The organism is Haloarcula sp. CBA1129 (assembly GCF_008729015.1).
Taxonomy (GTDB): Archaea; Halobacteriota; Halobacteria; order Halobacteriales; family Haloarculaceae; genus Haloarcula.
In genome coordinates, this window is sequence record NZ_RKSM01000001.1 from 943,231 (window position 1) to 969,970 (window position 26,740).

28 protein-coding genes and 5 pseudogenes are annotated in these 26,740 nt (G+C 57.0%); 9 read left to right on the top strand and 24 right to left on the bottom strand.

From position 1 onward, the window contains the following. Window positions 1-98: 98 nt before the first annotated feature. Together Har1129_RS04730 and Har1129_RS04740 are read right to left on the bottom strand one after the other, a co-directional pair. The gene (locus Har1129_RS04730; RefSeq protein WP_151099635.1) at window positions 99-344 is read right to left on the bottom strand and encodes a hypothetical protein; all 246 of its coding nucleotides are present in this window, start codon (window positions 342-344) and stop codon (window positions 99-101) included. A gap of 1,096 nt (window positions 345-1,440) precedes the next feature. Then, entirely contained in the window at window positions 1,441-2,325 is an 885-nt protein-coding gene (locus Har1129_RS04740; RefSeq protein WP_151099637.1) for an IS1595 family transposase, read from the bottom strand. A 221-nt stretch (window positions 2,326-2,546) separates the two neighbouring features. Between Har1129_RS04740 and Har1129_RS04745 the strand changes: the two genes are divergently transcribed. From Har1129_RS04745 to Har1129_RS04765, 5 genes are all read left to right on the top strand, one after another. Beyond that, window positions 2,547-3,515, top strand: coding sequence for a hypothetical protein (locus Har1129_RS04745; RefSeq protein WP_151099638.1), 969 nt, complete (start codon window positions 2,547-2,549; stop codon window positions 3,513-3,515). An 80-nt stretch (window positions 3,516-3,595) separates the two neighbouring features. Beyond that, window positions 3,596-5,035 (top strand): IS701 family transposase, encoded by a 1,440-nt coding sequence (locus Har1129_RS04750; protein ID WP_151099639.1) that lies wholly within the window; start codon window positions 3,596-3,598, stop codon window positions 5,033-5,035. Window positions 5,036-5,276: 241 nt separating this feature from the next. Further along, window positions 5,277-5,744: a hypothetical protein gene (locus tag Har1129_RS04755; RefSeq protein WP_191906249.1), complete on the top strand. Its 468-nt coding sequence runs from the start codon at window positions 5,277-5,279 to the stop codon at window positions 5,742-5,744. A gap of 170 nt (window positions 5,745-5,914) precedes the next feature. Beyond that, on the top strand, window positions 5,915-6,562 hold the full coding sequence (locus Har1129_RS04760) for a hypothetical protein (protein WP_151099641.1): 648 nt from the start codon (window positions 5,915-5,917) through the stop codon (window positions 6,560-6,562). A 489-nt stretch (window positions 6,563-7,051) separates the two neighbouring features. Continuing rightward, on the top strand, window positions 7,052-7,501 hold the full coding sequence (locus tag Har1129_RS04765; RefSeq protein WP_151099642.1) for a hypothetical protein: 450 nt from the start codon (window positions 7,052-7,054) through the stop codon (window positions 7,499-7,501). A gap of 325 nt (window positions 7,502-7,826) precedes the next feature. Here Har1129_RS04765 and Har1129_RS04770 read toward each other — a convergent pair whose 3' ends face one another. Further along, window positions 7,827-8,192 carry a hypothetical protein gene (locus Har1129_RS04770; protein ID WP_191906248.1) on the bottom strand — a complete coding sequence of 122 codons (366 nt, stop codon included), beginning with the start codon at window positions 8,190-8,192 and terminating at the stop codon, window positions 7,827-7,829. A gap of 1,047 nt (window positions 8,193-9,239) precedes the next feature. Here Har1129_RS04770 and Har1129_RS04775 point away from each other — a divergent pair. Then, on the top strand, window positions 9,240-11,192 hold the full coding sequence (locus Har1129_RS04775) for a PQQ-binding-like beta-propeller repeat protein (protein ID WP_151099643.1): 1,953 nt from the start codon (window positions 9,240-9,242) through the stop codon (window positions 11,190-11,192). A gap of 378 nt (window positions 11,193-11,570) precedes the next feature. Here Har1129_RS04775 and Har1129_RS04780 read toward each other — a convergent pair whose 3' ends face one another. The 10 genes and pseudogenes from Har1129_RS04780 to Har1129_RS20430 all read right to left on the bottom strand — a co-directional run bounded on the left by Har1129_RS04780 (window position 11,571) and on the right by Har1129_RS20430 (window position 14,731). Beyond that, complete coding sequence (locus Har1129_RS04780) at window positions 11,571-11,750, bottom strand: hypothetical protein (RefSeq protein WP_151099644.1); 180 nt, start codon at window positions 11,748-11,750, stop codon at window positions 11,571-11,573. Beyond that, window positions 11,747-12,003: pseudogene (locus Har1129_RS20425) on the bottom strand (hypothetical protein). The gene Har1129_RS04780 and the pseudogene Har1129_RS20425 overlap by 4 nt, the downstream one beginning before the upstream one ends. 20 nt (window positions 12,004-12,023) lie before the next feature. Continuing rightward, window positions 12,024-12,545 carry a GNAT family N-acetyltransferase gene (locus Har1129_RS04785; protein ID WP_151099645.1) on the bottom strand — a complete coding sequence of 174 codons (522 nt, stop codon included), beginning with the start codon at window positions 12,543-12,545 and terminating at the stop codon, window positions 12,024-12,026. A 143-nt stretch (window positions 12,546-12,688) separates the two neighbouring features. Then, on the bottom strand, window positions 12,689-12,868 hold the full coding sequence (locus Har1129_RS04790) for a hypothetical protein (RefSeq protein ID WP_151099646.1): 180 nt from the start codon (window positions 12,866-12,868) through the stop codon (window positions 12,689-12,691). Further along, entirely contained in the window at window positions 12,865-13,149 is a 285-nt protein-coding gene (locus Har1129_RS04795; protein ID WP_151099647.1) for a hypothetical protein, read from the bottom strand. The genes Har1129_RS04790 and Har1129_RS04795 overlap by 4 nt, the downstream gene beginning before the upstream one ends. 323 nt (window positions 13,150-13,472) lie before the next feature. Beyond that, complete coding sequence (locus Har1129_RS04800) at window positions 13,473-13,655, bottom strand: hypothetical protein (RefSeq protein WP_151099648.1); 183 nt, start codon at window positions 13,653-13,655, stop codon at window positions 13,473-13,475. Further along, a pseudogene (locus tag Har1129_RS04805) lies at window positions 13,652-13,915 on the bottom strand (hypothetical protein); the annotation flags it as partial. The gene Har1129_RS04800 and the pseudogene Har1129_RS04805, both read right to left, overlap by 4 nt. Before the next feature lie 312 nt (window positions 13,916-14,227). Next, window positions 14,228-14,356 carry a hypothetical protein gene (locus tag Har1129_RS21310; protein ID WP_370455451.1) on the bottom strand — a complete coding sequence of 43 codons (129 nt, stop codon included), beginning with the start codon at window positions 14,354-14,356 and terminating at the stop codon, window positions 14,228-14,230. Further along, window positions 14,326-14,520 (bottom strand): annotated as a pseudogene (locus Har1129_RS20865) (hypothetical protein); the annotation flags it as partial. The gene Har1129_RS21310 and the pseudogene Har1129_RS20865, both read right to left, overlap by 31 nt. Window positions 14,521-14,572: 52 nt before the next feature. After that, the gene (locus Har1129_RS20430) at window positions 14,573-14,731 is read right to left on the bottom strand and encodes a hypothetical protein (protein ID WP_191906236.1); all 159 of its coding nucleotides are present in this window, start codon (window positions 14,729-14,731) and stop codon (window positions 14,573-14,575) included. A 165-nt stretch (window positions 14,732-14,896) separates the two neighbouring features. Here Har1129_RS20430 and Har1129_RS04815 point away from each other — a divergent pair, with 165 nt between their 5' ends. Next, entirely contained in the window at window positions 14,897-15,094 is a 198-nt protein-coding gene (locus Har1129_RS04815; protein ID WP_151099650.1) for a hypothetical protein, read from the top strand. 770 nt (window positions 15,095-15,864) lie between these two features. Here the strand turns inward: Har1129_RS04815 and Har1129_RS04820 are convergent. Both Har1129_RS04820 and Har1129_RS04825 read right to left on the bottom strand, forming a co-directional pair. Beyond that, window positions 15,865-17,592 carry a type IV secretion system DNA-binding domain-containing protein gene (locus Har1129_RS04820; protein WP_225307742.1) on the bottom strand — a complete coding sequence of 576 codons (1,728 nt, stop codon included), beginning with the start codon at window positions 17,590-17,592 and terminating at the stop codon, window positions 15,865-15,867. Between the two features lie 624 nt (window positions 17,593-18,216). Beyond that, entirely contained in the window at window positions 18,217-18,864 is a 648-nt protein-coding gene (locus Har1129_RS04825) for a hypothetical protein (RefSeq protein ID WP_225307743.1), read from the bottom strand. A gap of 158 nt (window positions 18,865-19,022) precedes the next feature. On the opposite strand from Har1129_RS04825, the gene Har1129_RS04830 reads away from it, so the two are divergent. Continuing rightward, window positions 19,023-19,343, top strand: coding sequence for a hypothetical protein (locus Har1129_RS04830; protein ID WP_151099651.1), 321 nt, complete (start codon window positions 19,023-19,025; stop codon window positions 19,341-19,343). On the opposite strand, the gene Har1129_RS04835 is transcribed toward Har1129_RS04830, so the two are convergent. From Har1129_RS04835 to Har1129_RS20435, 5 genes and pseudogenes are all read right to left on the bottom strand, one after another. Further along, the gene (locus tag Har1129_RS04835; protein ID WP_151099652.1) at window positions 19,330-20,364 is read right to left on the bottom strand and encodes an NAD(P)/FAD-dependent oxidoreductase; all 1,035 of its coding nucleotides are present in this window, start codon (window positions 20,362-20,364) and stop codon (window positions 19,330-19,332) included. The two genes, Har1129_RS04830 and Har1129_RS04835, sit on opposite strands and share 14 nt — an antisense overlap. Continuing rightward, the gene (gene trxA, locus Har1129_RS04840; RefSeq protein WP_151099653.1) at window positions 20,365-20,724 is read right to left on the bottom strand and encodes a thioredoxin; all 360 of its coding nucleotides are present in this window, start codon (window positions 20,722-20,724) and stop codon (window positions 20,365-20,367) included. 153 nt (window positions 20,725-20,877) lie between these two features. Continuing rightward, complete coding sequence (locus Har1129_RS04845; protein ID WP_151099654.1) at window positions 20,878-21,282, bottom strand: helix-turn-helix domain-containing protein; 405 nt, start codon at window positions 21,280-21,282, stop codon at window positions 20,878-20,880. 148 nt (window positions 21,283-21,430) lie between these two features. Further along, a pseudogene (locus Har1129_RS04850) lies at window positions 21,431-22,411 on the bottom strand (sulfite exporter TauE/SafE family protein). Window positions 22,412-22,428: 17 nt separating this feature from the next. After that, window positions 22,429-22,578 carry a hypothetical protein gene (locus Har1129_RS20435; protein ID WP_191906235.1) on the bottom strand — a complete coding sequence of 50 codons (150 nt, stop codon included), beginning with the start codon at window positions 22,576-22,578 and terminating at the stop codon, window positions 22,429-22,431. 189 nt (window positions 22,579-22,767) lie between these two features. On the opposite strand from Har1129_RS20435, the pseudogene Har1129_RS04855 reads away from it, so the two are divergent. Then, a pseudogene (locus Har1129_RS04855) lies at window positions 22,768-23,013 on the top strand (helix-turn-helix domain-containing protein); the annotation flags it as partial. Between the two features lie 108 nt (window positions 23,014-23,121). On the opposite strand, the gene Har1129_RS04860 reads toward Har1129_RS04855, so the two are convergent. Genes Har1129_RS04860 through Har1129_RS04875 form a run of 4 tightly spaced genes read right to left on the bottom strand, consistent with a single transcriptional unit; the run spans window position 23,122 to window position 26,527 of the window. Further along, a complete protein-coding gene (locus tag Har1129_RS04860; RefSeq protein WP_151099655.1) occupies window positions 23,122-24,297 on the bottom strand; it encodes an inorganic phosphate transporter in 1,176 nt (391 codons plus the stop codon). A gap of 15 nt (window positions 24,298-24,312) precedes the next feature. Continuing rightward, window positions 24,313-24,771, bottom strand: a complete 459-nt coding sequence (locus Har1129_RS04865) for a YeeE/YedE family protein (protein ID WP_151099656.1) — start codon at window positions 24,769-24,771, stop codon at window positions 24,313-24,315. Further along, the gene (locus tag Har1129_RS04870) at window positions 24,768-25,325 is read right to left on the bottom strand and encodes a YeeE/YedE family protein (protein WP_151099657.1); all 558 of its coding nucleotides are present in this window, start codon (window positions 25,323-25,325) and stop codon (window positions 24,768-24,770) included. The genes Har1129_RS04865 and Har1129_RS04870 overlap by 4 nt, the downstream gene beginning before the upstream one ends. An 8-nt stretch (window positions 25,326-25,333) precedes the next feature. Beyond that, window positions 25,334-26,527, bottom strand: a complete 1,194-nt coding sequence (locus tag Har1129_RS04875) for an MBL fold metallo-hydrolase (RefSeq protein ID WP_151099658.1) — start codon at window positions 26,525-26,527, stop codon at window positions 25,334-25,336. Window positions 26,528-26,740: the final 213 nt, after the last annotated feature.

Below are 26,740 nucleotides of genomic sequence, written 5' to 3' on the forward strand. Positions count from 1 at the left end.
TCACTCCGCAGAATGGTGAACCGACGCTGATCCGTTACTTCACCATTGGGACGTGGTAAGTGCTGCCTCAACAGCCCTTCGTGGCGGCCATCGTACTTCTACAGTATGTGATGACCTCCAAGCGAGTCGAGATTGTTCTCCAAGAGCCAGCGCTGGGCGAGAGCGGCCGACTGCTCGACACCGGCTGGTTGGATGGTTATCGTGTCGGCGACGCTCGGCCAGCGTCGCAGCGGCGTGTAACCTGAAGATATCCGTCCGGACAATCCCAGAGACGACATCGGCAAGTTGTTCGAGCGTGTCTCGACCGACAGCGCCGTATCGAAGCCTCTTCCGAGCACAAGCATACAAAATATCGGCTAACTCACCGGGATAGTACTTTTTCAGGCTGATTGCGTTCCCGGTTAGCCGGTGGCGAACTGTCGGATCGGCACGGGAGAGCCAGCGGTCATGGTCGTGACAGACTAGGACATTGTCGGTGCGGTCAACTGTCGCCTCCAACTCATCAATTCGCTCAACATCACTATGTGACAATCGCTCAGAGGGGGACACGTTGACAGTCGTTAGTTGAGTGCCACGTTCAGCGGTTCTTTTTTCCCCGTCGATGGAGCCAAATGAGCAAGAACGTCACGCCAGCGATAGGCCCGGAAAATTCACCACCGTTCAAATTAGCGACGAGTGCCAGCCAACCCATTCCGAGCAAAGCGACCAGTAAGAGTGGGAAGACAATTTTTTCGCCGATGCTCAAACCAGACCAGAATGACCCAGTGCTGGAACTCTGTGCCGAAGATTGACTCTGTTGTCTCGGTGATGACGAGGCAGCACTCGGTTGTTGGCCACAGTCGGTGCAAATAATTGGATCACCACCAAGTTCTTGAAACCGAGACGGTTGCAACCGAAGCCCTCGACCACAGGATTGGCACTCAGTGTGAATTAAACAGTCTTGACAAAACGGATCCTCACCAAATATCTGGAAGTAGCGAGTGTCTACCTCGAAACCCCTCCCACACTTAGTACAATTGACACTAGCCTTGCCCATAATATTATCTTAGCAATTTCATATAAATAGATACTGATAGGCCCAATTGGCTCTGGTGAATCACTAGACTGAGGTCGATTGTATTTGGAGATATGGTGAGCTGTCGGGAAAATATGTGGTCGTTCATCCACAACGTTTGATGAGTGTAAATTTCTGGTTCTAACTCTTACACAGCCCAGTGGTAACCAACTATCAACAGCACGATTCGAACGCCGTATGGCGATTCACCAAAGCCAACAGTTTATTACTTTCATACACAAACACTCCCGCTGAAAAAGGTCAGTCTTCCGGCCACTCCCAAACTTCGCTATAATCTTCGGTGTAAGCTTCTATCGCAACCATATCCTCTAAGTTTGTAGCATAAATATTGCTAAGTCGCTCATGTGAAGCACGTTGTTGGTGAATCAGAGGACGGTTCGAACGATTTCTTTGAGCGCTTCTTGACCGGGTTTGCGTAGGATTCGTCGGCGAAGTTGGAATGCTCTGAGATACGGCGTCAGTTTGTCTTTGGAGACGCCTCGGTGTGGCGAGAGCCACCGTCGCGCCAGCGACGCGTGGCTCTCGCAGGTATTCACGTGCGCGTCTCCATCCACATATTCACCCTCGCTGTGAATGACCGCTTCTCGCTGGTAGTTCTCGTCGTCTTCGAGTGGATCGTACGCTCGAAATCCGTCCGTATAGACGGTCAGCGGCTCCTCCTCGCAGTCGCTGAGGAGGAGTCGCACGGTCGATTCGTCAGCGGATTTCGCCGGGACAACGTAGCGCTCACCGCTGCCACGATCGACCAACGTGAACACTGGTGGTTTGTCTCCATCGTACGATCCTCGTCCACGCGTGGACAGGCCACGCGAGCGCGGCTCTTGGTCGCGCTCGCGGCCCTTTAGCCCCGCAGTCACGTAGACTTCGTCGATTTCGACCGGGCCAACGAGGTTGATGGCTGGCGCGTCGAGCGTTCTGGCGAACTGCTCGACGCGCCGCCGTAGTGACCGATACGAAACGGGGAGTTCAGCGTCCAACTGGTGGATACTCGTGTTGAACCGAAGAAACGAGTAGAACGCGAACAAGAGCTTGTCGAGGCCGATCTTCGCGTGCGCGAAGATCGTGCCAGTCTTGTCGTTGAACGTGCGGTCGCAATCCTTACAGAGATACCGTTGATACGTTCGATAGCTGCCGTGTTTAATCACCGACTCAGACCGGCAGTGCGGGCAATAGAGGCCATCACGCCAGCGAACCTGCTCCGGCAGGTTCGCGGCGCTCGCCTCTGAGTTCAACACTTCGGATGGGAACATATCGGGTGACGCTGCTGCGTCACCCTTGCCCGCTACGCTTCTACAGCGCCAGCTCTATCTGACCAACAACCTGCTTCCGAAGAGCGAAGGTTCATTGGTATAGATTCTAATCCGGTATTTTGATTACGCGAATTACCTGAATATGATTTATGCAGAATCTGTCTAAATGGGTTCGAGAGAACAAGTGTATCTTACTTGGACTGTTGGCTTTCAGCTCTATAATGCAGTTCCACCGCTCTTACGTGACCCTTTTCGCAGGAAAAGAGTTGCTTGCAAACTCCCGAGAGGTCTGGTTGCCTCTAGCAGAAACCGTCTCTTCGGGAGGCGATCTGTACGTTTCAGCATGGGATAACAAACCACCTTTGTTTCAGTTCGCAAATATTGGAGTGTATGAAACTGGACACTACGCAGCAAGTTGGTTTGTCCTTATCGCGATTGCTAATGCAATAACAGCCATTCTGATCTATCGATATGGGAACAAGCGTGGAGAGAAAGCGGTCGGTCTGATTGCTGCTATCTTCTTTCTTGCGGCATTTCCATACATTGGAGGGACTAAAATCGATCCACGACCGCTCTCCAATATGCTGATGGTAGCGGCGTTACTGGTCAGTCGTCCGGTCCTGATTGGACTCTTAATTGCTGGGGCTGGATTATTTAGCCAATTCGCCATGTTTGCCCTACCTGCAGTCCTATTCGATCGACATCAACTTACCAACCTGACATGGAAAGACCTCGTAACTGTATCTGTAGCGGGTCTTGCCACCGCTGCCTTGTCGTATCTGTCCGTCGCGGTAATCTGGGGCCTTGATGCAGCGATAACGGGTGTTCGGTATACGATGTTCGCGGCAGACGGTTACGTAAACCGTTATGTAGAACGGGAACGCTCTATTGTGTCCAATCCAATTTGGTGGTTCTACAGGATAGAATTGATTGGCCGATATATCATGTTTGTACTTGCGCCCGCATTTGCTGGGGCGTGGATTTACGCTTGGAGAGGCTTTTCCGCCCCTCTAAAACAAATTGTGGAGGTTTCTCTATTGGGGACGGTATTGCTAGCGTTGCCGTTACTTATTCGTCCGGCCCCGGTCTATTGGTCATCTATTACCCCATTCGCCAGTCTCTTAGCCGCTTCCGCGGTTGTACACGGTGTACGCTCCTTATCAGATGATTTCCCAAAGGTTGGAGAATGAGTGGGGCCGTACTAGCAGTACTTCCGAGGTTTAATTCCGGCAGTTGATTTTCAGTCACAGGACGAGTCAGCTGAGCCAAGATGAGCGAAGTGAGACCGAAGCAGGCGGAAGGGCTACAGTTTCTCAGCGACTACCAAACAGCATTCACAACTCGGGCAGATGGATCATCATGGCCAAAGCATGAACGAACGTGGCTGAATGTGGGCCGGTACTTCCGGGGCCTGCTGCGCCCCGGAAGTTCCAATACCGTCACTGACATCGCTGAGAAAATGCACATTGATCAAGAACGGCTCGAACGGTTTGTTCGTGAGAGTCCGTGGGAACACGAGAACGTCCAAACCGAGCTTCGGGAACGCGTTCCCGAAGCGATTCAGGGCCGAGAGGCTGCACTGATTGTCGATGGCATGGGTATCCCGAAATCAGGAGACGAAAGCGTTGGCGTCGCCAGTCAGTGGTGTGGTGCAACTGGAAAACTCAACAACTGTCAAGTCACGGTTAACTGCACGCTCGCCAGACCTGGCGAGCGGCAGAATTCCGATCAACTCACCTGGCCACTCGGGATGCGCTTATTCCTGTCCGAACAGTGGACTGGTGACGACGACGCGGACTACGAAAGTCCACAACAACGTGACCGTTACGCTCAGCGACGGAAAGACACAGGCATCCCTGCTGATATTGAACACCGGTCTAAGCCCGACATAGCTCTGGATCTCATCGAACAGGCAGTTGCAGCTGGTGTTGACCACGGCTGGGTCGTTGCTGATAGACACTTCGGGGAAGCCCGGAGTTTCAGGCGGAAACTCCGGGCGATTCCCGAACCATATGTTCTCGAAGTCTCGCCCACGGAGTTTCGGTTCGTTCCTGAAGAGACCGATCTCGTCCATCCAGACGATCATCCTAACCGGAAACATTCTGCTCATCCTGAGGACGTGAGTTCAGAGACACCAGAGGAAGTCGCCGAGGCACTCGGCGACGACCTCTGGACTGAGATCACGTGGAACGAAGGGACCAAGGAATCGCTCTCTGGTGAGTTCTACCGAACACGAATTCGAGAGGTGAAACGACGGGATACAGGATGGGTAAGCGACGAGACAGGGTGGTTGCTGCTGAAAAAAGGCGACGAAGACAAAGATGGAGAAGAGGGTAAACTCAAAGCATGGATGTGTTGGGGGGTTGATGGGGCATCTCTGGAGGAGTTAGTGTCCTGGGCACAAGTCCGTTGGTGCGTAGAACAGTTCCACAGAGATATCAAGCAGAATCTTGGTGCTGACGAGTACCAAGGGCGAACGTGGAAGGGCGTCCATCACCACCTCGCGGTGGTGATGTTAGCTCATGCATTCGTGGTACGGCGACGGCTTGGAACAGGTGAGAACCACTCAGACTTCTCGTCGTTCGAGGAGGTAATTAACCAGATTGTGCGCGAGTCAGCAATCCAAGGGCTGATCGAGGACAAAGGATGTGATAGAGATCGAGCGGAGGAGTTAGCGGAGTACATGCTCCAAAGCTACTCTCCGTGGTAAGCGCCAGACGCGACGAGAGCGCCTGCCGCTGAGCGGCAGCGCTCTCTAACCGACCTCATATCGAGAGTAAACATCCGATTTGAGCGGACAGTATTACACCAGTCGTCGGAGTCACGCCTCAATTGACCAGGCCATTGGTTTCGGCTGCCGCTGATTCCGACTGCTTCTACTTCGAGCCAGTATACTCACAGAGAATCTGGTCGATGATCACGACCTGTACCGTTGAACCTCGGAAGTACTGATAGGACAGCTGTCGAACAACCGGTATAAGGCTGTCCGCCGATTCGGCCGCCAGAACCATATCACCTTCGTCCTCCCAGAGCGAGTGTACGAGGAGTTGACAGTCGACGATCCCGACGTTGAAGCCCCACCAGTCGACGCCGCAATTGACGAGGGATGGGCAACAGTTGCGCCGCCGCTTGAGTTTTCGGACCCTCTCGTTTCACGGGCAATGGACGGTGTCCAGCGGTACATCGCAAACGCCGACGACCGACCCGCAGACGAAGTCGAACGAGCCGATGCCGCGCTTGCGGCCCTAGCTGCTCAGCATCTCAGCACGGGGACGGCGACAGAGGTGTACATATACACAACAGATATCGCCGCCGGCGAAGGCGCTGAAGCGGTGCTCACTAGTGAGGGATACGGTGACTCAGTGACGTTCGTGAACGGCTTCCGGTTCGTCGAAGATTTACTCTCGGGCGACAGCTAGTCGATTCTCAACCCCCAGTCGAGATATCCCAACTGTATCTTCGACATCTTGTATTCCGATTGCGGTACGATTGGTTCTGCAGAAAAGATTCAGGGCCTATTTGAGAGGCCGGTGTTCTTCTCCAGAGCCGATCAACAGATATTCTATCTTAGCGAAATTTCCTTGAAACAATGCAGCGTCGAACGCTTCTTGGACTGGCCGCCAGCGCCGGAAGCATCGGTGTCCTCGGGGCTACAGCCAAGGCCGTCGACGAGCCTTCTGCACCACCAGCCACGCACGCCCAGAATCCAGTCGCTTCAACGGGTGAACGGAACGGCCCTGTCGTGGCTACCGACACGACAACAGCCGGAAGCAGGATGTACGGTACCGTTCGACAGTCTGCATCGGTTCTCGACCTCGAAACGACCGGTCGGTACGCCCTCGTCACCAAGTATCAACTTATTCCTGGATCGAACTATCAGGTAGGGACCGAGTGGAAAACTGCCTCGCTGACGGTCGAGCAGATCTGGCAGTCAGGCTCACTCGTCTCTCACTCTGGAGACGTTGTTCCGGCTGACGATGGCAACGCTAGTTCGAACCTTTACTTGGAAACCGACCGCTCAACGAGCCAGTACCGATGGCACCTGACGTTTGACGCCCCAACGGGGAACTCCCACATCTTTCGTTTCGCTACTGTCGTGGACTGGAAAGAGAGACCCCAGGCAGGTGATACCCTCGTTGACGCGATGTTTGGTGCAGGATTTACAAAGGGATTCCTTAGAGCTTCAGAACGAGATCTTGCGACGACACAACTCGTACTGCAGGAAACGAACGAGTGAACCGCCTCGGGGCCAAATGGTCCGAGACCCGAAGCGCCTTATCATCACGGGAGAGCTTCAATCTCTCGAACGGCCCGAGGCACTCGGCCTGCTTCCCCTGTAGAGCCGGAGTCGCTCATCAAAATTCGTGTTGGGTAAACGATACCATATCGTCTCCTCCCCACGATTACCAGTTTGGATTGCCAATTAGATGGCCATTAGACGACGTTGAACGGTAGATGTCTTACCTGTATTAACCGCACAGAGTCAGAATATCTCATCTGGTGGGGAATTCAACAAACCCGTTCACTCGGACGACGGGACGCTCCGCTCGGCGCTATCGCGCGCCTCGCGGCGGTCCATCGTGCCTGCAGTGGCGGGCGCGATCCCGGCCTGCCGCCGGGAGGTGGACGGAAACGGACTTCATCTTCTGTTGTCTGCTCGTGCTTCGATCTAGACAAGCCAATAGCGCGACATTTTTGCGACTCGCTCCGGAAAGTGGCGAGTATCATGTCAACTAACAGAGAAGGTGAAAATCCGATAGAACAGCTTACCAGCGGTCAGGATGCCAAGCGAATCCCTCTCCCAAAATCAAACGAGTACATCGCCGTCTTTCGACTTGACGAGGACAGCAACACCGGATACAAGCTCGTGACCGATGATTACACCGTCATCCGAACGTCGTGGTCCTCCTCGGGGTGCAGTGTATGCAACGAGAACGAAAGCTACAGTCCAACGAGGGGGACTCCACACGACACTGCACAGGAGAAGCGCAAGCAAGCAAACTGCGAACACGCACAGTTCGCAGCAGACGCATTCTCACTTGACGCAGCGGGGTCCTGCGACGACTGTGGCGCGTGGGCGATCTCTCCAAAGTCGATGCCCCATCCAACGGTCTCTGGAGCTACCGCACTAGTTGAGGAGTACTGTGCGGAGTGTGGCGCGCTTCGAGCAACGTGACCTGCTGCGGTCCTCAGTGGTCTACCCAACACAGTCGGCGCAGTCTGGAGAGCTGTTGGGTAGCTGTTTTCTGGGCCCGGAATCCCGGATAGACACACCTCGATTTTGCGTGGCCGCAGGCAGGTGGCGGCCAGACAGGGCCGCCGGGAGGTGAGATATCAGATGGGAAACGTCCAGTGCCCACGTTGTGAGCAGACGTTCAACACCAAGTTCAACCCTGTGAGATTCCGCGCTGGGTCCTTCTATGACCCAGAGCGCGATGAGGAGTACGGGCAGGTCTGTGAGGACCATCACCGAGAACTGACAGACAAGTAATCCGGGGCAGCTACTCCCCAATTTTTTCTGGGACTGGATCTGGGATTGTTCCGAGTTCCATCTTCAACAATCGCTCTGACTCATCAGTCTGCGTGTCCTCTTCGATCAGGAAGGCTTCGACAGTTTCCCGATCGCTGTGATACTGGATTGCTGTCTCGTATCCGTACCGGGTGTTCACGCCAGGTGCTGAACCATGCTTGACACGCACCAGAAACTCGCGATCCTCCCACGTTTTGATTTTCACTGACCGGGGTGCATCGAGTTCTCGGCGGGCTATGTCGATCACTTCGTCGACGACTGGCCCAATCCCTTCAATGCTCGGAATCTGGCGCTGGCTGGATGGCTGTTGCTCTGGAGAAAGGTGTTGCTGTGACATGAGAACGGTGCGATGCACACTTGGCCGGCATCGCTCAAAAAGCCCCGGGTCGGGGTGGGAGCCGACTGGCAGCCAGCGAGGAACAGTCCCATAGCAGTCGTCATGAATACGGCAATTCCACTCATGGGATTTGTAACAAGCAGTTGGTCAATACACACGAGGTAGCTAACAACGAGATTCCGAACTTGTCAGGAACCCAGTTCATTTACCGTGCAAGATATAGAGGCTGTAGTCAGCACGGCAATTCGGTTTGTTTCTGAATCACAACTTCGAATCGATTGCTCAGTGCGTGTAAGTACTTAGCATCTACGCTGGTAAACCTCTCATCCGAAGAGCGGTGGACTTCTATATCACACTATCACGGGCTCTTAAACCCGGGCTTGAGCGAATTTCTGGAATGGTCCGGGGAGAGTGTACAGCATCGCGCTCAGTCGCTTGAGAAGTGGGAGTTGACGAGCAATTCGAGGACAAAGACTCCACGACATAGGGCGAAGCCTGCAACAAAAATCCTGAAGCCGTGCCGAGTATGCTCACGTTGCGTCCTTTGTGTTCGGCCGAAATGGTTTGAGACTAAGGGAACAACGAGGGCATCTATCGTCGAAAGTGCGAGCGGGAGTTCGAGGCAAACCTCTGCCACGACGTACGGTTGGGCGTCGGCGAACCCTAGGAGCACTGTCACTGACCGAGGTGGATCCAGAACGAGCCGACAGCGAGTGCAATGGCCCACTTTGTCGAGAGCACACGGTCTTCCTCGACACTGATTCGCGAAATGGGACGCTCCCACCGGTCTGGGATATCTTGCAATCTTGTGGTCGGTCGATCGTACTGCCTTGGCGAGCGTACGGTCACGATCCACAAATCCTGGAGCGCCAATATTCTGCGACGAACCTACGCAAAGGGCGAACGACGTCCGCGATGAGCATCACAGAGCCGTCCGTCGGTACTGTCAGGTTATAATTCGTTTCGGCTTGACGGAAAATTATAATCTCTATATAACAAAAATAGGATCATGACTCTTTGGCTCCTGTGGGGAGCTAACCTAGACCCATGCCAGTACAATACAACGTGAGCAAACTGAGTAGACGGACAACTCTCAAAGCACTCATTGGTGGGAGCATCGGTGCGAAGGGGCTTCCGGCAGTATTTGACCAGGCCACCGCGGCGACGACGACCAGCGACTGGCCGATGTTCCAGTACGATGCGGCAAACAGCGGCTTTCATCCAGACGCGACGGGGCCAAAACAGGACGTCGGTGTCCGATGGAGTCGCATTATGACTTCGCCCGAGGGACAACCAGAAACGAGCAGATCGATCATTGATCCCGGGCCCGTTATTTCGAACGGAACCGTGTATATCGGCGACTCCGAGGGATATATGTATGCGCTCGATAGGTTGTCGGGCGACCAGCAGTGGGAGTTCAAGACGAACGGCTCGGTAACTTCGACTGCGGCGGTACAGGAAGGGCGGGTATTTTTCCTCGCCGAAGATGACTTCCTCTACGCCGTCGACACGTCGAGCGGAGACGAACTGTGGAAATTCGACTGGGGGCGCGGAGCGACGATGTTTAATTCACCGACCGTCGTCGATGGCAGGGTGTTTTTCGCTAACAGCGATCCGGGAACGCTATTCGCAATCGGTGCCGAGACAGGCGACGAGCAGTGGCGATTCGAAACCAACGGCGCAAATAATTCCACACCTGCAGTTGTCGATGGCACGGTCTATTTCGGGAGCGACGACGGTCACCTCTACGCACTGGACGCGGCGACAGGGACGGAGATCTGGAGTCACCCTATTGGAGCGGAAGTCGCATCACCCACAGTATCGGATGGCCTCGTCTACGTAGGCGGTGGCCAAAGCGTGTACGCCATCACTACTGGAGGCGAGCAAGAGTGGCGGTCGCTGACGGATGATTCAGTGGTGGCGTCCCCCGCAGTCGCCGGCGGTACGGTGTACGTCGGGAGCACCGATGGGAACTTATACGCGTTCGACGACGCGGATGGAGACGAAAGATGGCGGTTCAGCACAAACTTAGACGTTTGGTCGTCGGCAGCAGTGGCCGACGGTGTCGTGTATGTCGGAAGCCTTGACGACACCGTCTATGCAGTCGACGCGGAAGACGGAACCGAACGCTGGAGTTTCACGACCGGCGATTCGGTCTATTCGTCCCCGGCAGTCGTGGACGGAATCGCGTATATCGGAAGCCGTGATGGGAGAGTATATGCGTTCGAATCGGGACAATCCGGAAATCTCGTCCCGTTGGAGGGGCTCGGCAGCGAGCACGCCAAACAGGACTGCCCTGACGGCGAGGACAGCTACTGGCACTGGGTCCTCACCCGTGGCGGACCGACACCGCTCCAGGACGGTGCCAAACTCACGGTCACGTTCGAAGGCGGATTGGAAGAAACCTTCAACGGCTACTTCCCCGGTGCTGGCAGCGGCTCCGTTCACTTCGAAACGAGCCGAGACGGTAGCAACGAGGTTCAGGGAGCCGAGGTCAGCTTCGAGGGCGGAGGGGACCACCCGCTACTGGTCCTGAACCACGGAACATGCCTCAGCCCGGACGAAAATCTACCGTCGGTAATCCCTGAGCAGGAAGAGACGGCCGGCGAACTGGACTACTGGCAGGTCGATTTCGGTGAGGGCGCTAATCCACCGATCCCACCACACTATTGGCCCGACGACGGGATGTGGGCGCTCGGGAATGCTGAGGACGGAGTCACACAGAACGTCTCGGGGAAGCGTAAGCAAACCGACGGTCAGCTCGCTGACGTCGACATTATCGGCGGCGAGTTCGACTTCGATGACGAAGGTGATCCCGAATCGGTGACCGTGACGTTTGAGATCGATGACGACGGCGCGCCCCGCGACCTGCATCTCGCGCTCTTTGCTATGCCCGGTCCCTTCGAAATGGACGAGATCGACGACCAGGTACTGATCAACACGATCAGCGACGAGTTCGAAGGCGGAGAGGAGGGCGAATTGACGATCCCCCTCCAGTAGACGAGGTGAGGATTGAGCCGCCGATCACGTTGCTGTTTTCCGATGAAATTGTGATGTTTGAATTGGGTGCAAAGTGCAAATAGGAAGTGTATCTTGCTGGACTGTTCTAAAGAGAGAATGCGAGAGTGTTATGGTAGGCTGAGTTGCTCTTCGAATATCATCTGGCCGAAGCCGAGACATTCATTCAGGAGATTTTGCCCGAGAGGTGAGTTGTCACGTTGAGTCCCCGCTCTGCATTCGTATGCTGACTATGCGCCCTACATCTTGCACGCTTCGCTCAATCTATCCAAGAATGGGTAGGAACCTTATCGGTCAATTCGCACGCGTACTGACCAGTCAGTTCTGACTCTGCACGGTGAAAACAAGCTGACCCAAGATTCAAATCCGGCGCATCGTCGTCACGACTTCCCGCCCAGTGACCCGCCACTGACACCCGGTCCAGACGGCTTCGATGCGCTCGAAACTCCCATCATTCCGCGGCTCGAACTCGATCTTCCGCTTCGGCCCTCGAACGGGCTCGTACACGAAGCCCTTCGCGTCGGCGACGGTCTCGCTCATGCTTCCACCGCCCGAACGAGATCGTCGACGAGCGACCCGCCGACGTGCGGGCCGATGTCCCATCCACGCTCCGAGGTGTATTCGCACCACTCAGAAAGCGTCTCGAAGGGCGTCGCTGCCAGCTCGACTTTCTCGGCGTCGCCATCAACCGTGACAACAGCCACGGAAACTCGTAGCTATCCCAGTAATGCGCTGCACCCTCGCCGTCGACGCCGAGAAATAGCGGTCGGCCTTGGGTCAGTAGTTCGCGGATGGGAGGTCAGTACAGGGCACCTATTTACCGATAGATTTCTGATACAGTACCAACTCAAATGTCACACCCTCAAAACTGAGGGACATTTCTTGCTCCAGTTGGAAGCCGAGGCTCTCGTAGAACCCACGTGCGACATTGTTCTCGGCACCGGTATCAAGGATCAACCGTTCGTATCCGTCGTGTCGCGCACGCTGTTCAAGCTCGTGGTAGAGAGCACTCCCAACCTCCTGTCCGTGATATTCGGGGTCAACACGCATCCGTGTTAGTTCAGCAGTTTGGGAATCAACGTGAATGAACTCCTCTTTCCACTCGCTTGGTGTTGCGTAAGCACCCATACCGACGATGGTGCCTTCTACAACACCGACAAGAAACTCACCGTCATTGTCAAGGTAGTTGGTTTGGACATCTCGGAGATCTTTATCTGGAATCTCTGGCTCGTACTCTGGTGTTGTGGCCATCGCAACGTCGTTCAACTCGCGGATACGCTCGCCATCACCGGATTGAAACCGACGAACATCGGTGGAGTCGTGTTTCTCAGACATAGATAATATCTAGAATCAAATCGGATTAAAATGACTGATAGAGTCACGGACCGTCTTTCATCTTCCTGTTGGAATCATTCAGTATGCACACGTACTGACCTGCCGTTTCTGCGCCCTGCCGGTGAAAAGATTCATACCACCGTTCAAATCCGGCGCATCGTCGTCACGACCTCCCTGCCAGTCACACGCCACTGACACCCGTTCCAGACAGCCTCGATGCGCTCGAAGCTACCGTCCGACTGCGGCTCAAACTCGATCTTCCGCTTCGGTCCTCGCACGGGCTCGTACACGAAGCCCTTCACGTCGGCGACGGTCTCACTCATGCTTCCACCGCCCGAACAAGATCACCGACCAGCGACCCGCCGACGTGCGGGCCGATGTCCCAGCCACGCTCTGAGCGCGTGTATTCACACCACTCAGAAAGCGTCTCGAAGGGTGTATCGACCAGCTCGACTTTCTCAGCGTCGCCATCAGCTGCGACAACTGCCACGGCGAACTCGTAGTTGTCCCAGTAGTGGGCTGCACCCTCGCCGTCGACGCCCAAGAAGAGCGGTCGGCCCTGGGTGAGTAGTTCGCGGGCGGGTCGGTCAGTACAGGCAGTTATTCCTCACCATGTGAATCCATGTATCGGAGAACAAGCCAAATAGGGATTATATTTGCAAGTATGAGGAATAAGATGCCAGCCACCCAATTCACATTTGAGATATACTCATATACACCACCCATAGCGCCTCTTGTGGCTATTAGGAGAAGTACAAGAAGTGCGAAGATCAAAATAAAGCTAAGTCCCTTTCTTGAGTGCAGATTACCTGTCTCCATATTATAGAAATTTGACCTATTGTCGAATAGTTCTTTGCCTATTTAGTGCGCACGCGTACTGACCAGTCGGTTCTGACTCTTCGCGGTGAAAACAAGCTGACCCAAGATTCAAATCCGGCGCATCGTCGTCACGACTTCCCGCCCAGTCACACGCCACTGACACCCGTTCCAGACGGCCTCGATGCGTTCGAAACTACCATCGCTCCGTGGTTCGAACTCAATCCTCCGCTTGGGACCACGGACAGGTTCATACACGAAGCCCTTCGCCTCGGCGACCGACACCTCGCTCATGCTTCCACCGTCCGCACGAGATCGTCGACGAGCGACCCACCGACGTGCGGCCCAACGTCCCACCCCCGCTCTGAGCGCGTGTATCCGAACCACTCCGAAAGCGTCTCAAAGGGCGTCGCCGCCAGCTCGACCGTCTCGGCGTCGCCATCAGCCGCCACAACAGCGACGGCGAACTCGTAGCTGTCCCAGTAATGCGCTGCACCCTCGCCGTCGACGCCCAAGAAGAGTGGCCGGCCTTGGGTGAGTCGTTCGCGACTGGACGGTCAGTACAGATCACCCACTGATCAGGACCAGTAACCCGGCGACTGCGCAAAGTACGCCTAATCCCCGGAAGAACGTCTTTGTACTGGCGGACGCAGAACCCTCGTTGACAGCCCCAAAGAACCAAAACTGAAGAGTCACTTCGGGCCAAATCGCTCCAGTGAGACCGGCCACGAATAAGAGGACCCCTGCAATGGCCTGCATATCGTGGACTGCTACCCATCAGATAGTATTTTTTGTGGTCATCAATCCGCACGCGTACTGACCAGTCGGTTCTAACTCTTCGCGGTGAAAACAAGCTGCTCCAAAATTCAAATCCGCCGCATCGTCGTCACGACCTCCCGTCCAGTGACCCGCCACTGACAGCCGGTCCAGACGGCCTCGATGCGCTCGAACTCACCATCGCTCACCCACGCTCCGAGCGCGTGTATTCGCACCACTCAGCAAGCGTCTCAAACGGCGTATCAACCAACTCAACTTTCTCGCCGTCGCCATTGGCTGCGACAACAGCGACGGCGAACTCGTAGCTATCCCAGTAATGCGATACGCCGTCGCCGTCGACGCCAAGGAAGAGCGGCCGGCCTTGGGCGAGTAGTTCGCGACTGGGCGGTCAGTACAAGGTATTCATCCAGAACTAGCGGAATAGGTAACGATGCTCAGCTTGGTGTCTGCCTATGTTCTTCATCGTCTCCAAGTAGCCAATAAAGTGCCAAACCCAGTACTGCTTCAAGTGGGCCGAGGAACACTGCCACGAGTAAAAAGAGGAAGTACACGATCATACCGAATATGCTCTCGGTGGAAGGGCTAGTGTCCATATCTACAAGTCCAGTTGTTGGATTATAGAATCTTCGGGGCAATAGATTCGCACACCCACTGACCGGCTGTTTCAGCAGCCAAGTGAGTAAAGAAACCGTATGCACAGCAACTGATAGAGTCTCAAGTGGATCGCAAACGTGGGTCTGCCGGCCGGGCTGAAACAAATGGAAGCGCGGTGTGTCGTGACAGCGCGCGACGCCACTGACAGACTCCCGCTGGTCGTCTGTCGTGTCCTCGTTCGCTGGCGCTCACTCGGACGACGGGGCGCTGCGCTCGGCGCTGTCGCGCGCCTCACGCCGGTCCAATCGTGCCTGCAGTGGCGGGCGCGATCCCCACTGGAGATCGGACAGTTCCTCGGCTGAGTGGCACACTAAATTACGAGTATAATGTCGAATGAAAGGAATATCTATCAGAAGTGTTGCGATTCGAATACAAAGCTCCGGATACAGTGGTGTGTCCTCCAGTTGTTGATCGACGAGCTGAGTTCGGTGCGGCGTCGGCATGGGTCTGCCCCGAGCGTGGGTCTGCCAGCTCTGGCTCAGTTCGGGTGGGAGTATGATCGGCGTGGCCTCGACGTCGACGGGCCGGCGACGTGCGTGGCACAGTGGACTCGCATGACACTCGGTGGGGCTGGCCGACCGTGTGCAGGTCACGATTGGACTTCGGGGAACAAGTTGGCACCTATTTACATTCCAACATATCCTGCTGGGACTGAGTGGGCGGGCTTCTCGCGATCCGAAGTCCGTCGTTCGTCACTGGTCCTTATGTTCTATTCCTTATGTCTCACTGTTTCCAGCGGTCGCCTCGCGACTGAATCTCTGGAGGACAAGATAAAGAGTGTAACTAATCGGGGGGTGTCGGTGAATTATACCCATGCCGTCTTGCGATTTGGACTTTGTTCAGTCAACGGCGGTAATTCACTGGTGGTGATTCAGACCGGGCGAAAACCGCTGCCGTCTTGCGATTTCAGTGATGTAACAGTAGGAATAAAGATAAGTAATAGAATTTGATAGAAACGGGGATAGAAATTCCGGGTGTCCACTCTTACCGGCGGGGTAGAAAGAGTCACAGGCGCAGAACAGCACAAAAGTATTGGATATTCTATATGCAGACGACAGGTTCACAACGGGGACTACATAAACTCAGATACGTCGCGTCCCTCTTCTCTTGACTCAGTTTCGTCCCGCTCTTCAGTCTCGGTTGAGTCTCCCTCTGGATCTGATTCAGTGGGTGATTCACCGCCTTCCTGCTCGGCAGATTCCGTCCCGCCTAAGCTGGGGCCTGGGTCCGACTCAGAGAAGAGTCCTCCAGTGTTGTTGTCGGACTGCTGGTCGTGACTGCCACCGTCGAACTCATCTTCATTATCTGATAGGTCCGGGTGGTCCGTGTCCGGTGACGTAACGGCAGTGTTTGCTGTTGTCTGGTCGAGTAGATCACTCGAATCGTCGTCGCTCAACCCATCCGTCACGTCGACGGTTGGCTCAACTTCGGGGCCACGATCCGGGCCACTATCTCTGGGCTCACCGTCGTCGGTCTCACCAGTTGACCCACGGAATATATCGTCGAGTTGCGCACGAGTGAACGAGAACCAGCTGTCACTCTCGATGTCGGTGTCATCTTTCGTGGGCTCTGGCTCCGAACTGCCCGGCGACTCCGCACCCTGTGCCGGAAGGCTGTCGCGAACGTCGGCCAGTTCGTAGGACCGTCCGAGGACCCACGTCGTCCGAGAGACAGCAACGCACTCACCGGGCTGGAAGTCTCGAAGCAGCCCAGATGTGACCGGTGTTTTGTCCTTCTCTTTGTACGTGTCCCGAGCCTGCGTTCGTGGGTTCTCATCGCGTCCCTGGTGACTCATCGACACCATCTCAGAGCGATCATACTGACGGCTTTCGCCGAGTTCGTCAAGGATGAAGTCCGTCGACTCGCTGTCACCCGGCCCGAAGTACACGCCTTGCGGGCAGTTGCCGACAATCCCAGAGATCGTACTGTACGTGTCCTTGAGTTGGCCGATTGTCTGGACGCCGACCAGTGCCCGTGCTTTGTGTTTCCGGCCCCGAGCCGTGAGGTTCGTCACTTGGGTCAGTGCCAGCAGCGCGTCAATCTCGTCGAGGATGTGGACCGTCGGGTTCGAGGCGTTCATCGCATACCGGATCGACCAGTCTACGAGCAGTTGATACATCGGCCCGAGCGTTTCCAGTTCCGTCGGATTCGAGTCGATGATGAGGACCCGACCCTCTGGATTCTCGATGTATTCTTGCAGGGAGAACTCCCCATACTCTCCGAAGTCGCCAGTGAAGACAGGATCGACGTTCTCCTTGATTGTCTGGTAGACGTTCTGTGCGCCTTTTCCCTTGTCAGGGTCAATGTGGCCCGAGTCCAGTCGGTCGAACTCGTCAAGCGATTTCTTGAGCGCGATATGGCCCTCGTTGAGTAGCGAGACGATATCGGCGTGACAGAGCGCGTGACGGCGATTGTTCTTTTGTGCGCTGAGATGGAGGTACATTAGCATCTCCGCGAACGTCTGTTTGGCCGGCCGGTGGAACGGGTCATGACCATCGGCTTCGCCGAAGATCGCGCCGGCGACCTCACGGAAATCCGACTCTGAGTCAGCGTCTGTGAAGAGGTTCCAGACTACGTCGCTATCTTCGTGGCGGATGCGCTGAACCTCAAAGCCCAACTCCTCGTAGAACGCTTGGAAGTCCTCGCCGGTATCGTGAGCAACGACTGCTGTGTCGCTGTAGTACGGGAACTGGTAGGCCAACAGTTTCATCATCGACGTCTTCCCGCTTCCAGTCTCGCCCACGACGGCGGTGGAGACATCTTGATCGAGCGTGAACGGGAGTTCTGCGTCTAACAACACGTTCTATTCCAGAATAGTTTGCTATTCGTGCTCTTCAGCCAGCGGCGAGACGCCATCTGATTAACCAACAAATATTTGATGACAGGCGCTCTGTTGGTTAACACGAGGCGCTCTTGTGTAGAACTGTGGAAAGACGCAGTAGCGTCCTTGTAAGCGTATTTTCTCCACCAAGCAGAATCTGTCGGCATGGGCCTTCTCAACGGATTATAAGCTGATTGTGCTCAGCAGCGATCATCGTCATTCCGCAGCTTTGCATAAGAGCGATACGAGGCGACCGCCGACATCTCACGAGCCACCGACGCCGCCGGCGGAGCTCCTGACAGAGATCGTCACCACACTCACCAGTTGTGTTCAGACCAAGTCAAGCACGTCGCACATGACCCCGAAAAGCTCGCGCGGTCCGCCCTGAAGGGGAAGTGGGGTATCAAATCGGCTTGCCCCGATCAACAGTCGGGAAAAGGTTCTTATGCTGGAACCGATTTTTTTATAATAGACGCGACTTGAGGATCCTACGATGATGTTCCAAGAACAACTCCGCTCAATAGAAGAGCGATACGACGTAAGCGAGAGTGAATATGCCCGGGAGCTCGGGCGCACCGTCGCGGACCTGCAAGACTAACGCGGTTATTCTGCCTCTTCGAGGAACGAGACGAATTCCGCTTTTCCGTTACCATCGGTAGTAATGAGTTCGTCGTGCCCAGCACGCGTGACAGATTTAGTAAGGAAGTTCGTACAGAGTTCGGTGTGGAGCTCTCCATAATGCTCGTACGCTTCTGAACGGGTGGAATCTAGGTCGTACTCTGCCAGAACGATCTCAATACCATTTTTCCGCAGCACGGTGTCACACCCCCATTCAGCAAGCAACGAGAATGCTGTCGTATTCCGCCGAACCGTGAGGAGCCGTTTCGACTCGGTAATGTACTCGTTGACCCACGACTTCCAATCGTACTCTTCAGTCGCAAAGTCCGGAAATGAGAACCCGGTTTCGATGCTCTCCAGATACCACTGAGCTATACTGATCGACGTCCGGTGATTCGCATTGGGCAACGCGTGTTTCAGAATAAGCGTAGACATTAGCTGCCCTGCAACATCAACGGCGGTTCCACTCCAATCAACACGTGCGATAGCGTCAGGAATCCGCTCCAACTCGATTTGCTTGTAAATTTCGAGCTTCGCTTCCTCTTCGAGCTCTTTCTCCTCAATGATTTCCTCGAAGATCTGAAGCAACCGAACCGTAATCATCCGGTCCTGTGGCGACATTTCATCAAGCACATCTTCAAACTCGTCGTCAAGATCCCCGACCGTCCCACTCGCCCCACGATTCGTATACAGTACAAAGAACTCCTTAGCGTTCGGATCGTCCCTCGCGCACTCGGAGGACAGTTATCGAACATCAGGCCCGTGAGACGCGCCTCAACGGAGATGATAGTATGGCAGTATCCAATACCACCGACCCAGAACCGACGACAATTGCCGTCGTGACGATTCGAATCCCCTGCGGCGCAGATGGGGACCTCGTCACTGACGCTGAGAAGCGTCTCTCGCGGCCCGAAACTATCGATGGCGTCACGGTTGACGAACTGAATAGTATCGAGCCACAGCTGTCGGCCACGCTCATCACCGTCGAAATTACGGTCCGGTGGGCTACGGCGATTGGCGAGGAGGAGATCAGAGACAGACTGGCTGGTGTCTCAGGACTTGAGTCAGTTAAACGGATTAGTCGGATCACGGGGCAGATTATTCCGACGTGACAGCTGCAGTCGCAGCCGAATCCTCCGACGCACGGAGAGTTTCGAGGAACTCCTCGGCGTCGAGGGCAGCCATACTCCCAGTACCGGCCGATGTGACTGCCTGTCGATAGCGGGGGTCTGCCACGTCGCCAGCTGCGAACACACCATTCACGGCCGTACGCGCTGTCGGTCGACCAGCCTCATCGGGCTGCGTGACTATGTACTCGTCCTCGTCTCGTTCGACGGCAGTCCCGTCGAGGAACTGCGTATTTGGCGTGTGACCGACGGCGTAGAACACACCGCCGATATCGACACGCTCACGGTCGACATCGACGCCCGACTCAGCCTTCTCGATGGGGTAGCCGTCAGGGTGCGAGACGAGCGTAGCACCAGTCACGCCCTCCCCGGCTGACCCGTGAAGCGCCTCGAGCTCGGTGTTCCAACGGAACCGAATGTCCTCGTGGTCTCGGGCGCGATCAGCCATGATCTCCGAGGCTCGCAGTTCTTCGCGGCGGTGAACCACGGTCACTGAGTCGGCGAACTTCGCGAGGAACAACGCTTCCTCCATTGCGCTGTCGCCGCCACCGACGACGAGTACGTCGTCGCCGCGGTGGAACGCACCGTCACAGGTCGCACACGTCGAAAGCCCGTTACCCATCAGTTCGTCCTCGTTCTCCGCGCCGACCCAACGGGCGCTCGCCCCCGTCGCGACGATCAGCGCCCGCGTCCGGAGCGTGTCACCGGACTCCAGTTCGAGTTCGAACGGTTGGTCGTCAAGCTGGGAATTGACGATGCGGCCGTGCTGGAACTCGGCGCCGAACTGCTCGGCCTGCTCCTTGCCGCGCTGAATCAGCTCCATCCCACCGACGCCCTCGGGGAACCCGAGGTAGTTCTCGACGTCGGTCGTCAGCGTCAGCTGGCCGCCCGGCTGGTCGCCCTCGAGCACGAGCGGGTCGAGGTCGGCACGAGCGGCGTAGACCGCCGCCGAGAGCCCGGCAACTCCTGAACCAGCGATGACCAGATCGTGTGTGTCCATGCTCATTTATTCCGTGTACGCCTCGATGAGCGAGCGAAGCTCGTCCTCTCCTTGAAGACCGACGATCTCCTCGACTTGCTCGCCGCCAGCGAACAGGACGAGCGTCGGGACGCCCCGGACGCCATAGGCGGCGGCGAGTTGCTGATTGGCGTCAACGTCGACCTTGGCGACGGCCGCGTCGGTATCCGTGGCCAGATTCTTGACGATCGGTTCGAGCATCTGGCACGGGCCACACCAGTCGGCGTAGAAGTCGGTGAGGACGACGTCGTTCTCGGCGACGATGTCATTGAGTTCGGCTTCGTCATCGACGTAGAGCGGCTCGTTCGCGGGAACGTTGCCAGCGTCGGATGCAGTATCAGTTGCCATCACCTGTCTCTAGGCTCCAGCACCAAATAAGAGTTTGGGTAATACGTACAATACTCCACAATATACTGCTAAGCGTATTACCCGAGTACGCTACTACGCGAGTAATAGCGAAAATCGCTACTGTGCCGACTTGTACGGGTGGAATGGGAGAAGTTAGCTTTCTGCACCGGGAGCCGGAGTATCGGAATGCTCGTACTTGGTTTCGAACTCTTGGATGAGCTGGCCCATCTTCGCGTACCAGTCGTTGAGCATCCGCTGCATGTCATCGGTGATCTTCGACGGGTCCGTCGGCGAGTAGACGTGGTAGTAGCCGCCCTGGTCGTAGTTGATTTGCTCCTTCTTAATGAACCCCGTCTGGAGCAGGCGCTGGACAGCCCGGTACGCAGTCGAGCGCTCCCGATGGACGCGCTCTGCGAGTTCATCAACGGTCAGCGGTTCCTCTGCCTCGACGAGCGCTTGGAAGCACTCCCTGTCAAGGTCCTTGAGCCCGTGGAAGCACTCCAGCAGCCCCTCACACTGCATGTCTCGACGAAGCTGTTCAGACATCGAATCTGGCATTGTTATCACCTCTTCGTAGGAACCACGCCAATAAAAGAGTTGTGTATAGACTTCACAATCTCGCACTATACATGTGCTGCTTATACGTTGCACAGAGAATGGCACCGAGGAGTTGAATTGGTATCGTGATCGAAGAACGTAATCCCGGTTACGACGTCGTTAGCCGACACCACCGTCCAGTTTGGTCATTACGCAACCGACAGACGGCAGCCAGAACGACAGCCGCGCTGACGAGGAATGCCGCTCCGAAGATCAGCGCGGTACTCAGAGTGTTGAGCAGTTCGATTCCATAGACGTTGCCGAGTTTGTTCAACGCAACTGCGATACTCCCCGCAAGCAGCATCGCAGCGAAATACCCCTTGATCTCGTCTTCATCAACAAGGTTCGTCGCCCCTGCCCCAATTCGAGCGCCGAGCGCACTCCCGAGCAACAGGAACCCGACGACGGGCAAAGCCACGGATCCCGACTGGGCGTAGGTGAAGGCCCCAAACGCGCCTGAGATGGTGATCTGGAGGATGTCAGTACCGACGGCGATCGCCGCAGGTACCCCAAGTCCGTACATCATCGCCGGCATCAACAGGAAGCCGCCGCCGACGCCGAGGAACCCGGAGAGAACACCGATGACGAGACCGACGGCGAAGATGATTGTCCCCGAAACGCGGATGCCGCCACGAAGCGACACCATCGGCGGGATGTGAATCGACTGGACACGGTCGGACAGGTCAGTTTCGGCGTCGCCATCGTCGTTGGTCTAGGCGTCACGGAGCGTGAACAATCCGACGGTAGCGAGCAGGCCGACGTACGCGACGTTGATGACGAGGTCGGCCATTCCAGTGGCTTCGAGGAAAAACACGACGTTCTTCCCGGCCTCGATGCCGATAGTCATCGCGACAGTCATGATGGCCGCGAGTTTGTAGTCGACCTGACCGTGGTCGCGGTGGCGGAGCGCACCAATGACGCTCGTCCCGAAGACGAACGCCAGCCCGCTCCCGACAGCGACCGTCGACGGGTACCCCATCACGAGCAGCGCGGGCGTCACGAGGAACGATCCTCCCATTCCGAAGAAGCCGAATAGGGTTCCGATGAGAAGGCCAAAGCCCACGAAGACGCCAGCCATCAGGAGGCTCATCCCGAAAATCTCCATCATCAGTCACCACCTACTGCGTTGAGTACGGTCGATTCAGCGAGTCTAGTGAGTGCGCCGTACCCAAAGTACAGGGAAATCGCTTGCAGAAAGACGACGCCGACCGTCGCTACGCCTTGGGTTGAGCCACTTAGCGGTTCGAGACCGACCATCTCACGACACCTCAAACGGTATTGTGGATTTCATGGAATTCTACTCAACTCTGCGTAGCCGGTTACAGAACTTAACAGCTATGGAACTATAGCACAATACTATTTGGAGCAGTACGCTATACGTTACGGGAATCAAACACCGCGTTTGACAGTATTCATCCAAGCAACGACATACCAGAAATCCCGCTACGGGAATTAGCGGCGCTCCAGCTGGCGCTGGAAAGCGGCTACTACGAACAGCCACGAAAAACCTCACTACGAGAACTGGCCGATCGGACAGCAGTCGCTCGTTCAACGTACGAGGAACACCTTCGAAAGGCAGAGAACAAACTCCTCACGAACGCAGGCCAATTCTTTCGACTCGTCACCGCGACCTCGACGGCAGACCCGTTACAAGTCAGTGACCAGCAGGACCTCGAACACGCGGCAGACTGATTACTGACAGCGGTGACGGCGTCTGCCGTTCCATGACGACCGACTCAGATCGAAGCGGGGGTGTTGGGTTCTCACGGAACAATTCCCGAATACACCACCTGAAACGGGCTACATGACCATCGCGCCCGCCGCGTATGCAAGGGCGAACGAGAGAGCGAACGAACCGGCCCACGCTCCAAGTGTCATGCCGATTTTCCGTGCGTCGACGGCGTCCCACCCGCCGACGGCCACACCACTTCCGATGATCGCACTGACGACGATTTCGTTGAACGAGACTGGCACACCCAGCAAGACGGCCAGCTGTGCGATCAGAAACGAGGGAACGAGCGCGGAGATAGCGCGTCGCGGCCCTAGCGACGAGTAGTCCTGCGCGAGCGACTTGATCATCCGGGGAGCGCCCGTCCACGAACCCGCAAGCATCCCCAAGCCACCACCGACCAGCACCACGACTGTCGATACCATCTCGATCTCCCCGAGGAGTGGAATCAGGGGCCCGACAGCGAGTCCGACCTGGCTACCGCCCGCGGAGAACGCCACGAGCGACCCGAGGGTAAGCAGCACACGCTGCAGCCCACCATGTTTGTCGCGACCGACGTCCCACCAGGCAACGGCAGCGACAGCCACGGCGACACTACCAGTTACGAGGAGCGCCGACACATGGCCGTCGGCTGCCAGTATCTGCTGTCCGGCTTCCCGTAGGGTTCCTGCGGAATTCTCCCCACCGAGAAAACTGAACTCGATGTTCACAAGGACAGCGGTGACGAGGCCGACGAGGACAGGAATACTGTACCGTTCAGGGATGTCAGGCCGGGGGAGGAGACTCGCAATTGCGTACGCGATCCCGCCACCCACGAACGGTGTCAGCACCCAGACCGCCGCGATCTGCTGATACTTCGCCCAGACCGGCGTCCCGCCAAGAGCGAGGCCAACGCCGATGACGGCACCGGTCACGGTGAATGCGGTCGCAATCGGGTACCCGGTGATGATGCCGACCGCCATCAGGCCAGCCCCCAGCACTAACACAAGGATAACGCCAGCCACGGGCATACTCATCCCGCCGACGAGTCCATTCCCGACAGCTTGCGAGACGTTTCCGCCCTGCGTGACAGCGCCGGCGAACCCGAAAACACCGACCAGTAGCGCGGCTCGCATCGTCCCGATTGCGTTTGCCCCGACGGCGGGGGCGAACGGGGTTGCACCGCTCGATCCAGCGCCGATGACCCACGCCATAAACAGACTGGCGAGCGCTGCCCCGATGAAGAGGGCGATGAGAGTGGAGTCCATTGAGAGGGGGAGAAGTTAGTCGCTGCCCGCTGGGGCGGTTTCACGTGACTGACTACGGCTGCGCCAGTAGCCCTGAGCGTACGCGCCGACGAACATCCCGGCGAGTGCCCACAGGACAGTGATGTTGCCGACGCCGAGGCTCGCGTATGCTGCCCCGGGACAGATGCCGGAGAGCCCCCAGCCGACGCCGAAGATGGCGCCGCCGACGAGGACGTTCCGGTCGAACGGCTTCAGCCGTCGCTCGTAGGGATTCCCGGTGAGCGGCGCGGTATCTCGAATCCGGGGGAGCACCGCGAACGCGACCCCGGAGACGATGGCGGCGCCGAACATCACGAACGGCAGGCCGAGGTCGTCAAACTGGAGGAAGTTCAGCACGACCTCCGGGCGCGCCATGTGGCTGAACCCAAGTCCGAACCCGAAGATCAGGCCGCCGACGAAGATTAGCGGCTTGAACAGCGGATGTCGGTCGCTCATGGGCTCACCCCCAGCGCGGCCACGATCTGGGCCGTCCCGATCGCCACGGTCAGGAACGTCACCACGCCGACGAGCGAGGTCTTCGACGCCGAACCGACGCCACAGACGCCGTGGCCCGATGTACAGCCCTTGCCGATCCGAGTGCCGATGCCGACCAGGATACCGCCAACGAATAGCCGCCACGGCTGGACGTCAGTCATCCAGAGCGTGACTCCGGCGACCTCGTACAGCTGGCCGGTCGTTCCGGGTTCGTACAGCGAGCTCGTGACCACTCCAGACTGGAACGTCGCGGCGAAGGCTAGTCCGCCGAGGATAATGCCGGCCGTGAAGACGAGCCGCCAGTCCCGCGAGGCGACGTATTGCTGGAACCGCGACTGGCCGGACACGTACGACAGCGTCGACTCGAGGAACGTGCTCGCCCCTGCTGGGATGCCCGTCCCGAGATAGATGACGACGGTGCCGAGTCCGACAAGTAGCCCACCGACGGCGTACCGGCTGATCCCGTTGGGGAACAGCTCGGCGGCGAGCTGGAGCGGGACTGGATCAGTCACCATTGTCGTCGTTAGTCACCCGCGAGCGACTCCTGGCTCGCCGCGCAGTTGTTGGGGCCGAGTTCGAGCGTGAACGCTTCCTCGTCGTCGACGGCGTTCTGCCCGAGATTCGTCGCGATGATGTCCTCGTAGTTGGCCGGACGGGGCGGCATGTCCGAGAGGATCAGGTCGGCGAATTCGTCCTCGTCCATCGTGAGCGCGTCCATCTCCTCAACGAGCTCGCCGATGGGCGCCGTGTAGGTCCCATCCGCGGCGGGCTCGGCGGCATCGCTGAAGTGCGCGCCCCCGATCAGGGTGTCGTCGGGCAGCGTCAGCACGCGCTCCTGCAGGGACTCGTAGAGCATGCGGGCCGCGTCCGGTGCCCCATCGTCACCCTCCTCGAGGTCAGGGCGGGCGACGCTCTCGATGAACAGCCCGTCACCGGTCGCGAGCAGGCTCCCGTCGACCAGGTACGAGGTCATCCCGGTCGTGTGGCCGGGCGTGTAGACGGCTTCGATGGTGGCGTCGCCGACCTCGAAGGTGTCACCGTCCTCGGCCGTGGTCAGCTCGTCCGCGTACGTGACGCCGCGGTCGACGGCCTCCTCGGGAATGACGCCCTCGACACCCTCGTCGTCGAGGGCACGCACGCCCGAGATGTGGTCGGCGTGGACGTGGGTGTCCAGCGCGTACTGCAGGTCGACGCCAAGTTCGTCGGCGTCCTCTAGGTAGCGGTCGGTGAACGCCCGCAGCGGGTCGATGATCGCGGCTTCGCCGTCATCGTAGAGGAGGTAGCCCAGACAACCCGAGGACGGGCGCTGGTACTGGAGGAGCGTGCCCACGCCGTCGTAGTCGGTGACTTCGACGGTCTCGTAGATGCTCGCCCAGCCATTCATGCCGTCCTCGAGGTGGTTGACGTCGTACCCGCGCTCCGCGAGCGTGCCCGCGACGTACTCGCTGGCGCCGCCCTTCGCGCACAGGACGGTCACTTCCCGGTCGTCGGGAATCTGGTCGAGGACGTCCTCGTCAATGTCGTCCTCGAGGAATTCGAAGTACGGGACGTTGATCGAGATGACGTTCTCGCCGTCGATACGCCACTCCTCGTAATCGGATTGCATGCGTGCGTCGAGGAGGGTAATGTCCTCGCCAGCGTCGATGCGATCCTTCAGCGTTTCTGGCTCGACCGACGCGACTTCGACGTCGGGAGTCGGGAAGTCATCAGCATTCATTTTGTGCAATCACTTCTACCGGCCGGATGTACAAAAGCATTTTCATAGTATTCCCCTAGATGAACAATACTACTCGGAGGCAGATACACCAGATATCCTCAATTCACCCGAATTCGCGGTATTAGGGGTATTATACGGAGTTACTACCCCAACTAGTAGTTTGTAGTAAGCACAAGAATCGACAATCTTTTAGTCGGGTAGGAGGTATTGTGC

Excerpts from the sequence above, each read along its gene's own strand:
- Har1129_RS04830 (WP_151099651.1), top strand. The coding sequence starts at position 19,023 with ATGGCAGTATCCAATACCACCGACCCAGAACCGACGACAATTGCCGTC.
- Har1129_RS04765 (WP_151099642.1), top strand. The coding sequence starts at position 7,052 with ATGTCAACTAACAGAGAAGGTGAAAATCCGATAGAACAGCTTACCAGC.
- Har1129_RS04780 (WP_151099644.1), bottom strand. The coding sequence starts at position 11,750 with ATGAGCGAGACCGTCGCCGACGCGAAGGGCTTCGTGTACGAGCCCGTT.
- Har1129_RS04750 (WP_151099639.1), top strand. The coding sequence starts at position 3,596 with ATGAGCGAAGTGAGACCGAAGCAGGCGGAAGGGCTACAGTTTCTCAGC.
- Har1129_RS04740 (WP_151099637.1), bottom strand. The coding sequence starts at position 2,325 with ATGTTCCCATCCGAAGTGTTGAACTCAGAGGCGAGCGCCGCGAACCTG.
- Har1129_RS04875 (WP_151099658.1), bottom strand. The coding sequence starts at position 26,527 with ATGAATGCTGATGACTTCCCGACTCCCGACGTCGAAGTCGCGTCGGTC.
- Har1129_RS04775 (WP_151099643.1), top strand. The coding sequence starts at position 9,240 with ATGCCAGTACAATACAACGTGAGCAAACTGAGTAGACGGACAACTCTC.
- Har1129_RS04845 (WP_151099654.1), bottom strand. The coding sequence starts at position 21,282 with ATGCCAGATTCGATGTCTGAACAGCTTCGTCGAGACATGCAGTGTGAG.
- Har1129_RS04790 (WP_151099646.1), bottom strand. The coding sequence starts at position 12,868 with ATGAGTGAGACCGTCGCCGACGTGAAGGGCTTCGTGTACGAGCCCGTG.
- Har1129_RS04815 (WP_151099650.1), top strand. The coding sequence starts at position 14,897 with ATGGAAGCGCGGTGTGTCGTGACAGCGCGCGACGCCACTGACAGACTC.
- Har1129_RS04800 (WP_151099648.1), bottom strand. The coding sequence starts at position 13,655 with ATGAGCGAGGTGTCGGTCGCCGAGGCGAAGGGCTTCGTGTATGAACCT.
- Har1129_RS04870 (WP_151099657.1), bottom strand. The coding sequence starts at position 25,325 with ATGGTGACTGATCCAGTCCCGCTCCAGCTCGCCGCCGAGCTGTTCCCC.
- Har1129_RS04835 (WP_151099652.1), bottom strand. The coding sequence starts at position 20,364 with ATGAGCATGGACACACACGATCTGGTCATCGCTGGTTCAGGAGTTGCC.
- Har1129_RS20435 (WP_191906235.1), bottom strand. The coding sequence starts at position 22,578 with ATGGTCGGTCTCGAACCGCTAAGTGGCTCAACCCAAGGCGTAGCGACG.
- Har1129_RS04770 (WP_191906248.1), bottom strand. The coding sequence starts at position 8,192 with ATGTCACAGCAACACCTTTCTCCAGAGCAACAGCCATCCAGCCAGCGC.
- Har1129_RS04865 (WP_151099656.1), bottom strand. The coding sequence starts at position 24,771 with ATGAGCGACCGACATCCGCTGTTCAAGCCGCTAATCTTCGTCGGCGGC.
- Har1129_RS04745 (WP_151099638.1), top strand. The coding sequence starts at position 2,547 with ATGCAGTTCCACCGCTCTTACGTGACCCTTTTCGCAGGAAAAGAGTTG.
- trxA (WP_151099653.1), bottom strand. The coding sequence starts at position 20,724 with ATGGCAACTGATACTGCATCCGACGCTGGCAACGTTCCCGCGAACGAG.
- Har1129_RS04785 (WP_151099645.1), bottom strand. The coding sequence starts at position 12,545 with ATGTCTGAGAAACACGACTCCACCGATGTTCGTCGGTTTCAATCCGGT.
- Har1129_RS20430 (WP_191906236.1), bottom strand. The coding sequence starts at position 14,731 with ATGGACACTAGCCCTTCCACCGAGAGCATATTCGGTATGATCGTGTAC.
- Har1129_RS04730 (WP_151099635.1), bottom strand. The coding sequence starts at position 344 with ATGCTTGTGCTCGGAAGAGGCTTCGATACGGCGCTGTCGGTCGAGACA.
- Har1129_RS04860 (WP_151099655.1), bottom strand. The coding sequence starts at position 24,297 with ATGGACTCCACTCTCATCGCCCTCTTCATCGGGGCAGCGCTCGCCAGT.
- Har1129_RS04760 (WP_151099641.1), top strand. The coding sequence starts at position 5,915 with ATGCAGCGTCGAACGCTTCTTGGACTGGCCGCCAGCGCCGGAAGCATC.